Below are 13,282 nucleotides of genomic sequence, written 5' to 3' on the forward strand. Positions count from 1 at the left end.
GTTCAATCCAGGACATCGGCGCCCCGGCCGATGATCTTGGTGTCGGTCTCGCCGATATTGCCCTTGTCCTTGCCGTCATAGTCAAGCGCATTCAGGATATGGCGGATGACGTTCAGCCGGGCGCGCCGCTTGTCATTGGCGCGAACCACCGTCCAGGGCGCATGGTCGGTATCCGTCTTCTTCAGCATGCGGTCACGCTTGTCGGTGTAGTCGTCCCATTTGTCGAGGGCGGCGATGTCCATCGGCGAGAGTTTCCAGATCTTCAGCGGATCGTGGCGCCGGTCGTGGAAACGCTCGAGCTGCATTTCCCGGCCGATATTCAGCCAGAACTTGAAGAAATGAATGCCGTCTTCCTCGATCAGTTCTTCAAAGCGCGGCACCTGGTCGAGAAAATGGGTATACTGTTCCGGCGTGCAGAAGCCCATCACCGGCTCGACCACGGCACGGTTGTACCAGGAGCGATCGAACAGCACGAATTCGCCGGCGCTCGGAAACTGCGCCACATAGCGCTGGAAATACCATTGACCGCGTTCGGTCTCGGTCGGCTTGGTGAGCGCCACGACGCGCGCGGTGCGGGGGTTCATATAGGACAGGATCGCGTGGATCGTGCCGCCCTTGCCGGCCGCATCGCGACCCTCGAAGAGTGCCATCACCCGCTTGCCGGTCGCCTGCTGCCAGAACTGCACCTTGACCAGTTCTTCCTGCAGTTTTTCCAACTGCTTCTCGTAGTCGTCCTCGTCCAGCTTCTTCTCATAGGGGTAGCCGCCCGAACTGAGAGAAACGTCGTCGATCCACTTCGGCAGCTTGGGATCATCGATGTCGAATAGGCGCTTTTGTCCGCCAAGCTTCAGCTCTACCGCGCGGCTTTTCTTCTGTTCGTCCATGACATCGCTCTCCCGCTTGCCTGTTGCGCGGTCACGCAGGGCGTTGTCCACCGCAATATTTCATCCTTTAGCAAGGACACAGTTATGGAGCAAATTCAAGATCCTGCCGCGTTCCAACAGGCTTTGGCGGATCGGCAGGCGGAATATTGACGCGCGCCATGGCCGGCCACGTAAACTTCTGTCATCAATGACGGCTAACAAGGAAAATCCGCGATTTCATCGCGCCTGTTTGCCGCTCGCCGAGGTGCATTTGAACGACATGCTGCCGCCACTGCGCCGATTGAGAGCGCGCCTGTCCTCCCGATGGACCCTGCTGCTGGCCGCCGCCCTGGCGGCGCTGACCGTCTATCTGTCCGGCGCCGACGTGGCGATCACCTCTATGCTGTTTGGCCTGTGCTCGATCGCCATCCTCGTCCATAGCCCGGTAAAGCCGATGCCCGCATCAAGGCCGGACGTCGCCGAAGAGGAGAAGGTCCAGGCCGACCTGTTGCCCCCGGTTCTCTATGCTGCTTACGGCGCGCTCGAACTGCCGGTGGTGGTGTTTCGCGTCGACGCGACGGTGCTCTTCCAGAACCGGGCCATGGAAAGAGCCTTCGGGCCATTGCCGCAGGGGTCCCATGTGTCGGCCCGCTGGCGCTCGCCGAGCATCCTCGACGTGATCCGCGAGACGGTGGCGACCGACGAGCCGAACCAGATCGAGCATTCCGAACGCCTGCCGTCCGAACGGGTCTATACGGTGCGCATTGCCCCGATCGATCTGCCGGCCGGCGTGCCAAACGGCGAGAAGCTCTACACCATGTCCTTCAAGGATATTTCCGAACTGCGGCGGATCGACCGCATGCGCAGCGATTTCGTGGCCAATGCCAGCCACGAATTGCGCACGCCGCTTGCCTCCCTCAAGGGCTTCATCGAGACCATGCAGGGTCCGGCGCGCTCCGACGTCAAGGCGCAGGAGCGCTTTCTCGCGATCATGCTCGATCAGGCCAATCGCATGAGCCGGCTGGTCGACGATCTGCTGTCCCTGTCGCGGCTGGAGTTGAAGGCCCACCTGGCGCCCAGCGACATGGTCGATCTCGTGCCGGTCATCGGCCATGTCAGCGATTCCCTGGCGCCGCTTGCCGCCGATCTCGGCGTTGACCTTCGCCTTCATCTGCCAAAGTCCAAGGTCGAGGTCATGGGCGATCGCGACGAACTGATCCAGGTGTTCGAAAACCTTATGGAGAACGCCTGCAAGTATGGTCAGGAGGGCAAGGTGGTCGATGTGCATGTGCGTAACGAACCCGGCCACGCCGTCGAAGTCAGCATTGTCGACCACGGGCCGGGCATCCCGGCCGAGCATGTCCCGCGCCTGACCGAGCGCTTCTATCGGGTCAGTGTCGCCGACAGCCGCTCCAAGAAAGGCACAGGCCTCGGCCTTGCCATCGTCAAGCATATCCTGACCCGCCACAGGGCGCGGCTAATCGTCAAATCCGAAATTGGCAAGGGAACCGACTTTACCGTGCGGTTTTGACATAAAACTGTTCCCTTTGTTCCGCCCTTGTAAAAAATACCTATAAAAATCAAGCAATTGAACTGTCACAAATGTTTCACGGAACTGACATAAAAGCTTGGGGTAAGTGCCGCTATTAAGAGCGGGCCGATGCTCGGCAAACGTGGGCGCCGCAAGCGTGCTCACAGACAGAAGCCCATTAACGGGAGAATTCACATGAACGTTCTGAAACTTACGGCAGCCGCCCTCGTGGCCTCCGCTGCCTTCGCCGGCGCTGGCGTCGGCGCTGCTGTTGCTCGCGACCAGATCCAGATCGCTGGCTCGTCGACCGTTTTGCCTTATGCCTCGATCGTGGCTGAAGCCTTCGGCGAGAACACCGATTTTGGCACGCCGGTCGTTGAATCCGGTGGCTCTGGCGCCGGCCGCAAGAAGCTCTGCGAAGGCGTGGGCGAGAACACCATCGACATCGCAAACTCCTCCTCGCGCATCAGCCAGTCGGATATCGATCTCTGCGCCGCCAACGGCGTGAAGGACATCCAGGAAGTTCGCATCGGCTACGACGGCATCGTGTTCACGTCGGACCTCAAGGGCCCAGAATTTGCCTTCACCCAGGCCGACTGGCACAATGCCCTGGCTGCCCAGGTCCTCAAGGACGGCAAGCTGGTCGCCAATCCTTACAAGTCCTGGAACGAAATCCGCGCTGACCTGCCGGCACAGCCGATCCTGGCCTTCATCCCGGGCACCAAGCACGGCACCCGCGAAGTCTTCAACGAGAAGGTTCTGGTTGACGGCTGCAAGGAAGACGGCGCCTACGACGTCCTGTTGGCTGCCAAGAACAACGACAAGGCTGAAGCTGCCAAGGCCTGCATGGCCGTGCGTACCGACGGTGTATCGACCGACATCGACGGCGACTACACTGAAACTCTGGCTCGCGTAGCGGCCAACAAGAACGCCATCGGCGTGGTCGGCCTGTCGTTCTACCAGAACAACACCGACAAGCTGCGTGTCGCCACCATGGCCGGCATTGTTCCTTCGGTTGAGACGATCGCCAAGGGCGAATATCCGATCTCGCGTCCGCTCTACTTCTACGTCAAGAACGCTCACCTTGATGTTATCCCTGGCCTGCAGGAATACATCGAGTTCTTCGTCTCCGACGACATGGCCGGCCCGAACGGCCCGCTGGCTGCCTACGGCCTGGTTTCCGATCCGGAACTTGCCAAGACTCAGGCTGCCGTCAAGGCCCGTACCCCGATGGGCCCGCTGAAGAAGTAATCACCTAAAGCCCGGCGGCGCGACGATCGCGCCGCCGGTTTTCATTGTTCTCAGACGATGTGGGATTTTCAGGGGATGTGGGCGAAATGAGTGTGGGCATCATTATCCTTGTCGTATTAGCGCTTGCGGCACTTGGCTTTTATCTGGGCAGGCAACGCGCCCTGTCTCTCTGGGCGCCGGGAAGCGCCAAGCTGCACTCCCTTCCGGGCTATTACGGCCAGATGGTCGCGCTGTTCACCGCCGTGCCGGCATTGGTGCTGATGGTCGTGTGGCTGTCCGTGCAGCCGAGCATCATCGAAGGGCGCGTCAGCAGCATGATCCCCGACAGCGTGGTGCCCGAAGGTGGCGCGCATAGTCTGGTGATGGCCGACGTCCGCCGGATTGCTGACGGTTTGAATGCCGTCATCGAGCGGGGCGGAGTGGGCGAAAGTGAGCTCGATGACGGTCGTATCGATTTCAACAATATCCGCTCACGCCTGGCGGAAGTCGGAGTTGCCTTGGGTGGCGATGTGCCGATCGAGGTGTTCGAAGCGGCGCGCGCCTATCGGCAGAGTGCCAGCACCAGCAACCTGGTCATGTCCGTTGCCGTTTTGGTTCTGGCTTTGATCATGGGGCCGCTGGCCTATCGCAGCATCCGTCCCGAACAACGGGCCCGCAATCTCACCGAGACATTTGTCAAATGGGTGCTGATGGCCTCGTCGCTGGTCGCCATCATGACCACCGTCGGCATCGTCGGCTCTCTGGTTTTCGAGACGATCACGTTCTTCAAGTTGTATCCGTGGCAGAAGTTCTTCTTCTCCACGCTCTGGAACCCGCAGTTTCGCGGTGGTTCCGATCTCGGCATCCTGCCTTTGTTGTGGGGTACCTTCTACGTTTCGATCATATCTTTGATCGTTGCCGTCCCGATCGGATTGATGATTGCCGTCTTCCTGTCCGAATATGCCGGTCCGAAGACACGCAGCATCGTCAAGCCGGCCATCGAGGTTCTCGCCGGCATCCCGACGATCGTCTACGGTCTGTTCGCGCTGGTGACCGTCGGTCCCTTCCTGCGCGACTGGTTTGCCGAGCCGCTTGGCCTTGGCACTTCGTCTTCCTCGGTTCTGACGGCCGGCCTGGTCATGGGCGTGATGATCATCCCCTTCGTCAGTTCCTTGTCGGATGACATCATCAACGCTGTCCCGCAGGCCCTGCGCGACGGTTCCTACGGGCTGGGTGCCACGCAGTCGGAAACCATCAAGCTGGTGGTCCTGCCTGCAGCACTGCCGGGCATCGTGGGTGCCGTCTTGCTGGCCGCCAGCCGTGCGATCGGGGAAACCATGATCGTAGTGCTGGGCGCGGGTGCTGCGGCCAAACTCGCCCTCAATCCATTCGAAGCCATGACGACCGTGACGGTGAAGATCGTCAGCCAGCTGACCGGCGATACGGAGTTTTCAAGCCCTGAAACGCTTGTCGCCTTCGCCCTCGGCCTGACCCTCTTCGTGATCACGCTCGCGCTGAACGTGATGGCTCTTTACATCGTGCGCAAATATCGGGAGCAGTACGAATGACCGACATCTCCGTGTTCAGCAAAACCACCGCCCTGCAGGCAAAGTCTCTCTACGCGGCGGATGAACGGACGCGTCGTCGCAACGCCTCGGAAGCGCGCTTCCGCATGATGGGCAAGATGGCCGTCGGTCTCGGCATCCTGGCACTGATCGGACTGCTGGCGTCCATCCTGTCGAACGGAGCAACGTCCTTTCAGCAGACCTACATCACGCTCAACGTCGATCTCGATGCGGCGGTTCTCGACAAGGCCGGCGACCGTAACCCGGAAAACATCGCCAAGGTCTCGACCTTCGGTTATGTGCCTTTGATCCAGAAGGCGCTCAGCGATGCAATGGCGGCCAAGGGAATTGCCGTCGACACCATGAATGCCAAGGCTGCTGCGGACTTGATTTCCAAGGAAGCTCCGGCCGACCTGCGCCGTTTCGTTCTCGCTGATCCCACAGTCATCGGCACCACCCACCCCTTCAACTTTCTGGCGGCTGGTCGCATCGACGGCTACTACAAGGGGCGCGTGACCATGGAAAGTGCTGCAGTGGACCGCAATACCTCGCCGGAACAGCTTATGCTGGCGGACAAGTTGAAAGAAGCCGGGATCCTGACGACGCGTTTCAACTGGGGCTTCTTCACGGCACCTGACGCATCCGATACGCGGCCGGAAGCGGCAGGCCTCGGTGTCGCCATCATCGGCTCGATCTACATGATGCTGATTGTTGTGGCCCTGTCGCTCCCGCTCGGCGTGGCCGCCTCGATCTATCTGGAAGAGTTCGCGCCGCAGAACCACTTTACCGACCTGATCGAGGTCAATATCGCCAACCTGGCTGCGGTTCCTTCGATCGTATTCGGTATCCTGGGTCTTGCGGTGCTGATCAATTTCTTCGGCCTCCCGCAGTCCGCTCCCATCGTTGGGGGCCTGGTGTTGACACTGATGACGCTGCCAACGATCATCATCGCGACAAGGGCCGCCTTCAAGGCTGTGCCGCCATCGATCCGCGATGCAGCGCTCGGCGTCGGGGCTTCCAAGATGCAGTCGATCTTCCACCACGTTCTGCCTCTGGCCATGCCCGGCATTTTGACGGGCGCGATCATCGGCCTGGCCCGCGCACTTGGGGAAACCGCACCGCTGCTGCTCATCGGCATGGTGGCATTCGTGCGCGAATATCCCGCCGGTCCTCCGGATGGTCTGTTCGACCCGGCGTCCGCTCTCCCCGTCCAGGTCTACAACTGGACCCAGCGCGGCGACCCGGCCTTTGTCGAGCGTGCCTCCGGTGCGATCATTGTCCTGCTGGTGTTTCTGATCACGATGAACCTAGTCGCAATCATTCTTCGCCGTCGCTTCGAGCGCCGTTGGTAGAGGGAACAGTTATGATGAACAATATGTCAACGACGATGAAGGCCGAAGTCATGAATGAATCGAAGATCTCCGCTCGCGGTGTTCAGGTTTATTACGGTGAAAAACACGCCATCATCGATGTCAATATCGAAATCCGGCCCCGCACGGTCACGGCCTTCATCGGACCGTCCGGCTGCGGAAAGTCGACCTTTCTGCGCTGCCTCAACCGGATGAACGATACGATTTCGATCTGCCGGGTCGAGGGCCATATCCATATGGATGGCGAGGATATCTACGATCCGAAGGTGGATCCGGTCCAGTTGCGCGCCAAGGTGGGCATGGTCTTCCAGAAGCCCAACCCGTTCCCGAAGTCGATCTACGAGAATGTCGCCTATGGTCCGCGCATCCATGGCCTGGCCCGCAACAAGGCGGACCTCGATGAGATCGTATCTGCAGCCTTGCAGAAGGCCGGCCTGTGGAACGAGGTCAAGGATCGTCTGCAGGAATCGGGCACGGGCCTCTCCGGTGGTCAGCAGCAGCGCCTGTGCATTGCCCGCGCCATCGCTGTCAGCCCCGAAGTCATCCTGATGGACGAACCCTGCTCGGCGCTCGATCCGATCGCCACGGCCAAGGTCGAGGAATTGATCCACGAACTTCGCGCCAACTTCACCATCGTCATCGTGACCCATTCGATGCAGCAGGCAGCCCGCGTGTCGCAGCGCACCGCCATGTTCCATCTGGGCTATCTGGTCGAAGAAAACGATACCGACAAGATGTTCACCAATCCGGACGACCAGCGCACGCAGGATTACATCATGGGCCGTTTCGGCTGATGCTTGGGTCGCCAGGCTGCGGTTTCAAAATTCAAGGACAATGAACATGTCATCATCGCATATCTACACGGCCTATGACGAAGACCTGAAATACCTGATGCGCCGGATCTCCGAAATGGGTGGCCTGGCCGAACAGATGGTCGGCGAATCCATGCGGGCATTGGTGAATTCCGATGGCGCTTTGGCCCAGAAGGTCATCTCCGACGACGTCATCATGGACAATGCCGAGCGGGAAATCGGCGACAAGGCGATCATCACGATCGCCCGCCGCCAGCCCGTTGCCTCCGACCTTCGCGAGATCATCGGCGCGCTGCGCATTGCCAGCGATCTGGAACGGGTCGGCGACCTGGCCAAGAGCAATGCCAAGCGCGTCATGGTCGTACAGGAATCCGGCATTCCCCGCACGCTCGCCCGCGGCATTGAACACCTCTCGGAACTGGCACTCGTCCAGCTCAAGGAAGTGCTCGACGTCTACACGACGCGCTCGGCCGAAAAAGCCAAATCGATCCGCGACCGCGACGATGAGATCGACGCGATCTATACGTCGCTGTTCCGCGAACTGCTCACCTATATGATGGAAGATCCGCGCAATATCACCACCTGCACGCATCTGCTGTTCTGCGCCAAGAATATCGAGCGTATCGGTGACCACGCGACCAACATCGCTGAAACCATCTATTACATGGCGACCGGCGCACAGCCGGAGGGTGAGCGTCCGAAGGATGACCTGACGTCGACTGTTGGCGTCTCTGCCGAGTAATGATGTTTCCCGCCTGAAGGGGTACGTGAGCAAATGCTGCCGAAAATAGCTGTGGTTGAGGACGAAGAAGCACTGAGCGTGCTTCTTCGCTACAACCTGGAAGCCGAGGGCTACGAGGTTGAGGCCATTCTTCGTGGCGACGAAGCGGAACTGCGCCTGCAGGAACGGGTACCCGACCTGCTGATCCTCGATTGGATGCTGCCGGGCGTGTCGGGCATCGAATTGTGCCGGCGCCTGCGCATGCGGCCGGAGACCGAGCGTCTGCCGATCATCATGTTGACGGCGCGCGGCGAGGAAAGCGAACGGGTTCGCGGCCTTGCAACCGGCGCCGACGACTATGTCGTCAAGCCGTTCTCGACGCCGGAACTGATGGCCCGCGTCAAGGCCATGCTGCGTCGGGCGCGTCCCGAAGTGCTGTCCAGCGTGCTGCGCTGCGGCGACATCGAACTCGACCGCGAAACGCACCGGGTTCACCGCAAGAGCCGCGAAGTCCGCCTCGGACCGACCGAATTCCGGCTTCTCGAATTCCTGATGGCGTCGCCGGGCCGGGTCTTCTCCCGCTCGCAGCTACTCGACGGCGTCTGGGGACATGACATCTATGTCGATGAGCGCACGGTCGACGTTCATGTTGGACGCCTGCGCAAGGCGCTCAACTTTTCCAGCATGCAGGATGTGATCCGCACGGTTCGCGGCGCAGGCTATTCGATGGAAGCCTGAGCGCCGGCTGAAGCACGCAAACGAAAACGAAAAAACGGGCAAGGGCCCGTTTTTTTGTATTGATGGATAGTGCTGAAACAGGCAGGCCTGTGTGCGGCCGAAATTGGCGCTTCCGGCATGACCGGTCGAGCAGGACCTTCGAACCGGGTTGGCCCGAAGGTCCTGGCGAGAGTTAGCGCGCTGCCTTGCGCCGTTCGCCGACCGGCTGATAGGCCATCTTGGCGTGATAGGCGCAATAGGGCGACGCATCCGGGGAATCGCAGCCACAGAAGTGGAAGTCGTCCTTCATCGGATCGCCGACGGGCCATTTGCAGGTCCGTTCGGTCAGGTCGGTCAGCAACAGTTTCTTGGAGATCGGCACCACCACATTGCTGGGGCGGACGACTTCCACTTCCTCGTGGCCGTCGATTTCGACCTCTTCCTTGATCATCGTTGCGCCATCGGCACGGGTGACCGTGCGGGTGGTGACGCGCGAGGCGAAATTCGGCGCCCGCGGCGCGGACGTGGTGCGCTGCTTGGCAGCCGCCACCCGGCTTGCCGAGGTGCTGCCGCCGGCCTTTGCCCGGCCCGGCAGGCACAGCCTGTGGACCTTGCCGATCACGGCATTTCGGCTGACGCCACCCAGCTGGGCCGCAATTTGGCTCGCACTCAGCCCTTCAGCCCAAAGTCTTTTGAGCCGCTCGACGCGCTCGTCTGTCCAGTTCATGCCGCTATCTCCGCCTATCGCGTGTCTGTTGGCAGAATCCCTCACCGTTGCTCCGGACGAATCCGGAACGCAACTTGCCTCGTTACTGTCGGTGACTAGTTCCGCCGCATGCAGTCTAGTAATTATTCGTTAACCTAGTGTGAGCCTGACTCCGTGACAAGAGTCGGCCGAATCAGGATGATTCGATTTTCGGGTTTTCCCCAACTTGCTCATTTGTGTGCGTCTGAAAAAAGTACCGGGCTGAGGTTGCGACACCCAGCGGGAAGGCCGTAAAAACACTGTTATTGCGTTGTTTTGTTGACAGCATGGGCCGAAATCGGGATAGTGCTCTGGCCGCCGCAAGGCGGCATTTTTAATTTTTCGGGCATGTCCGATCTTTTGACGGTCGGAATGGACATTTTAGTCTCGTCGAAGGAGTTTTTGCGCCATGGCTGAAGCCTCGCCGCTCTACGAAACCTATATGCGGGCGCCCCTGCGGTTCGTGCGCGGGGAAGGGGTCTGGCTGTTCACCGAAGATGGCCAGCGCTATCTCGATTTTGCCGCCGGTGTCGCCGTCAATTCGCTTGGTCATGCCCATCCGCATCTGGTGGAAGCCATCAAGGCACAGGCCGACAAGGTCTGGCATCTCTCCAATCTCTACGAGATCCCAGGCCAGGAGCGTTTGGCGCAGCGGCTTTGCGCGGCAACCTTTGCCGACAAGGTGTTCTTCACCAATTCCGGCGCCGAAGCGCTGGAATGCTCGATCAAGACGGCCCGCCGCTATCAGTATGCCAAGGGGCACCCTGAGAAATTCCACATCATCACCTTCGAAGGCGCGTTTCACGGCCGCACCATCGCGACGGTCGCCGCGGGCGGCCAGGAGAAATACCTGGAGGGCTTCGGTCCCAAGGCTCCCGGCTTCGACCAGGTGCCGTTCGGCGACATGGAGGCTTTGAAGGCCGCCATCACCGATGCGACGGCTGCGATCCTGATCGAACCGGTCCAGGGCGAGGGCGGCATCCGCACTGTTTCCAACGAGATCCTGCGCGAACTTCGCTCCATCTGCGACGACAACGGGCTTCTGCTGATCCTCGACGAGGTGCAGTCGGGCGTCGGCCGCACCGGCAAGCTGTTTGCCCATGAATGGGCCGGCATCACGCCCGATATCATGGCCGTTGCCAAGGGCATCGGCGGCGGCTTTCCGCTGGGCGCCTGCCTTGCGACCGAAGAAGCGGCATCCGGTATGAAGGCCGGCACCCACGGCTCGACCTATGGCGGCAATCCGCTGGCCATGGCGGTCGGCAATGCCGTTCTCGATATCGTGCTGGCGGATGATTTCCTGCCGCATGTCCGCGACGTGGCTCTGGTGTTCCGCCAGGGTCTCGCCGCCCTGAAGGACCGGTTCCCCGATGTCATCGAGGAGATCCGCGGCGAGGGCCTGATGCTCGGCATCAAGGCCAAGGTGCCGTCGGCCGAGTTGCTGAAGGCCATGCGCGCCGAGCACATGCTCGGCGTTCCGGCGGGCGACAATGTCATTCGTCTTCTGCCGCCGCTGACAACCACGGCCGAGGAAGCCCGCGAGGGCCTGCATCGCATCGAATTGGCCGCAGAGAGCCTGAGTGCGCGCGAACCCGTGCTCGCTGCCCGGGCTTAAGGACAGGTATGGAATAATGGCATCTCCCAAGCATTTCCTGGATCTTTCGGCCATGACTGCCGAGGATCTGCGCAAGATCATCGACGACGCCCGCACCCGCAAGACGGCGACCAAGGCCGGCACGGCCGACAAGCCCTTGGCCGGCAAGATGCTGGCGATGATTTTTGAAAAGCCGTCGACCCGCACGCGCGTCTCGTTCGACGTCGGCATGCGCCAGCTGGGTGGTGAAACGCTGTTCCTGTCGGGCACCGAAATGCAGCTCGGTCGCGCCGAAACCATCGGCGATACGGCCAAGGTCCTGTCGCGTTATGTCGATGCGATCATGATCCGCACCACCGATCATGCGCGCCTGCTGGAAATGGCCGAGCACGCCACCGTACCGGTCATCAATGCGCTGACCGATCTCACCCATCCCTGCCAGATCATGGCGGATATCCTGACCCTTGAGGAACATCGCGGCCCGATCAAGGGCAAGACGCTCGCCTGGACCGGCGACGGCAACAATGTGCTGCATTCGCTTGTGGAAGGTGCGGCGCGTTTTGGCTATCGCATGAATATGGCGGTGCCGCTCGGCTCCGAGCCGGACGACCGTATCCTCAACTGGGCGCGCAACAATGGCGGCGAGATCATGCTCTGCCATGACGCCGATCGCGCCGTGGCCAATGCCGATGCGGTGATCACCGACACCTGGGTGTCGATGAATCTGGAGCACAAGGCCCGTGGCCACAATGTCTTCCAGCCGTTCCAGGTCAATCCGCAGCTGATGGCCAAGGCCAATCCGGACGCGCTGTTCCTGCACTGCCTGCCCGCCCATCGCGGCGAGGAAGTGACGGACGAGGTCATCGACGGGCCGCAGTCGGTGGTCTTCGACGAGGCGGAAAATCGCCTGCATGCGCAGAAATCCATCCTTGCCTGGTGCTTCGGAGCGGTTTAACCATTTCCGGGGTATCGTATCGTAAAGCAGGTTGAGCACAGGGCTGCGGTGGTCGGCGGGCTGCAACGGCTTGTCCGTGCTTGATCTTTCGCTGCGTAAACCCCATGTGTGCGCTTTCCGTGAAGCCACTGGGCTTCCTTTTGATCGGGCGTCCCTCGCGCCATGGAGTAGCAATTATGTCAGACAGGTCGAACGCGCTGGGCGAATTCGATTTCGCCGGAGATGATCACGTCGTCCCCTTCCAGGTCGAAGGCCTGGATGTGCGCGGTCGCGCCGTGCAATTGGGTCCCCTGCTCAATAGCATTCTCGGGCGCCACAATTATCCGCCGGCCGTAGCCAGGCTCCTGGCAGAGGCCATCGTGCTGACCGTGCTGATCGGCACCTCCCTGAAATTCCAGGGCAAGTTCATTGTCCAGACCAAGACCGATGGACCGGTGGATCTGCTCGTGGCGGATTTTGCAGCGCCTGACAGCGTCCGCGCCTATGCCCGTTTTGACGAGGAGCGGCTGGCGGCGGCGATTGCGGCAGGCGAAGCATCACCGTCGCAGCTTTTGGGCAACGGCATCCTGGCGCTGACGATCGACCAGGGCAATTACATGCAGCCCTATCAGGGTATCGTGCCGCTGGACGGCTCGACGCTGGAGGAGGTTGCCGGCCTCTATTTCCGCCAGTCCGAACAGATCCCGACCCGTGTGCGGCTTGGTGTCGCCGAGCTGTTCGACCGTGACGCAGAGGGCAAGCCGCGGCACTCCTGGCGGGCAGGCGGCGTGCTGGCCCAGTTCCTGCCGACAGCCCCTGAGCGCATGCGCCAGCCTGATTTGCATGGCGGCGACGGCGATGTGGGCCAGGGCATGGATCATGTCGAAGATGATGCCTGGGCCGAAGCCCGCGCCCTGGTCGAGACCATCGATTCCGACGAGTTGACGGATCCCTTGATCGGTGTGGAGCGGCTGTTGTTCCGGCTGTTCCACGAGCGCGGCGTGCGGGTCTATCCGCCTCTGCAGATGCAGGACCGCTGCAGCTGTTCGCGCGACAAGATCAAGGGTGTGCTGAAGGGCTTCAGCGCCGATGAGATCGCCGCCAGCGACGAAGAGGGCGAAATCGCGGTCACCTGCGAGTTCTGTTCGACCACCTATCGCTATCAGTTGGATGAGGTCGAGAACGCCTGATGCGGCGTTC

12 protein-coding genes are annotated in these 13,282 nt (G+C 60.9%); 10 read left to right on the forward strand and 2 right to left on the reverse strand.

Features of this window, described 5'->3' with window-relative positions; translation table 11 throughout:
- Window positions 1–2: 2 nt before the first annotated feature.
- Window positions 3–884, reverse strand: a complete 882-nt coding sequence (ppk2, locus tag HGO38_RS04235) for a polyphosphate kinase 2 (RefSeq protein WP_250954680.1) — start codon at window positions 882–884, stop codon at window positions 3–5.
- A 259-nt stretch (window positions 885–1,143) separates the two neighbouring features.
- On the opposite strand from ppk2, the gene phoR reads away from it, so the two are divergent.
- The 7 genes from phoR to phoB all read left to right on the forward strand — a co-directional run bounded on the left by phoR (window position 1,144) and on the right by phoB (window position 8,830).
- On the forward strand, window positions 1,144–2,394 hold the full coding sequence (gene phoR, locus HGO38_RS04240; RefSeq protein WP_250954984.1) for a phosphate regulon sensor histidine kinase PhoR: 1,251 nt from the start codon (window positions 1,144–1,146) through the stop codon (window positions 2,392–2,394).
- 195 nt (window positions 2,395–2,589) lie between these two features.
- Entirely contained in the window at window positions 2,590–3,645 is a 1,056-nt protein-coding gene (locus tag HGO38_RS04245) for a substrate-binding domain-containing protein (protein ID WP_250954681.1), read from the forward strand.
- Window positions 3,646–3,731: 86 nt separating this feature from the next.
- Window positions 3,732–5,192 carry a phosphate ABC transporter permease subunit PstC gene (gene pstC / locus HGO38_RS04250; protein ID WP_250954682.1) on the forward strand — a complete coding sequence of 487 codons (1,461 nt, stop codon included), beginning with the start codon at window positions 3,732–3,734 and terminating at the stop codon, window positions 5,190–5,192.
- Window positions 5,189–6,541 (forward strand): phosphate ABC transporter permease PstA, encoded by a 1,353-nt coding sequence (gene pstA, locus HGO38_RS04255; RefSeq protein WP_250954683.1) that lies wholly within the window; start codon window positions 5,189–5,191, stop codon window positions 6,539–6,541. The genes pstC and pstA overlap by 4 nt, the downstream gene beginning before the upstream one ends.
- Before the next feature lie 14 nt (window positions 6,542–6,555).
- On the forward strand, window positions 6,556–7,353 hold the full coding sequence (gene pstB / locus HGO38_RS04260) for a phosphate ABC transporter ATP-binding protein PstB (protein WP_502941495.1): 798 nt from the start codon (window positions 6,556–6,558) through the stop codon (window positions 7,351–7,353).
- Between the two features lie 46 nt (window positions 7,354–7,399).
- Window positions 7,400–8,113, forward strand: coding sequence for a phosphate signaling complex protein PhoU (gene phoU, locus HGO38_RS04265; protein ID WP_250954684.1), 714 nt, complete (start codon window positions 7,400–7,402; stop codon window positions 8,111–8,113).
- Between the two features lie 33 nt (window positions 8,114–8,146).
- Window positions 8,147–8,830 (forward strand): phosphate regulon transcriptional regulator PhoB, encoded by a 684-nt coding sequence (gene phoB, locus HGO38_RS04270; protein WP_168471363.1) that lies wholly within the window; start codon window positions 8,147–8,149, stop codon window positions 8,828–8,830.
- Window positions 8,831–9,002: 172 nt separating this feature from the next.
- Here the strand turns inward: phoB and HGO38_RS04275 are convergent, their stop codons facing one another.
- Entirely contained in the window at window positions 9,003–9,536 is a 534-nt protein-coding gene (locus HGO38_RS04275; protein WP_250954685.1) for a GcrA family cell cycle regulator, read from the reverse strand.
- Between the two features lie 427 nt (window positions 9,537–9,963).
- On the opposite strand from HGO38_RS04275, the gene HGO38_RS04280 reads away from it, so the two are divergent.
- The 3 genes from HGO38_RS04280 (at window position 9,964) to HGO38_RS04290 (ending at window position 13,272) form a co-directional block, all read left to right on the forward strand.
- Window positions 9,964–11,169, forward strand: coding sequence for an aspartate aminotransferase family protein (locus HGO38_RS04280; RefSeq protein ID WP_250954686.1), 1,206 nt, complete (start codon window positions 9,964–9,966; stop codon window positions 11,167–11,169).
- A gap of 16 nt (window positions 11,170–11,185) precedes the next feature.
- Entirely contained in the window at window positions 11,186–12,103 is a 918-nt protein-coding gene (gene argF, locus HGO38_RS04285; RefSeq protein ID WP_250954687.1) for an ornithine carbamoyltransferase, read from the forward strand.
- Between the two features lie 176 nt (window positions 12,104–12,279).
- Complete coding sequence (locus HGO38_RS04290) at window positions 12,280–13,272, forward strand: Hsp33 family molecular chaperone (protein WP_250954688.1); 993 nt, start codon at window positions 12,280–12,282, stop codon at window positions 13,270–13,272.
- The last annotated feature ends 10 nt before the right edge of the window (window positions 13,273–13,282 follow it).

Origin of the sequence: Rhizobium sp. CG5 (genome assembly GCF_023701945.1) — a bacterium.
Lineage (GTDB): Bacteria > Pseudomonadota > Alphaproteobacteria > Rhizobiales > Rhizobiaceae > Allorhizobium.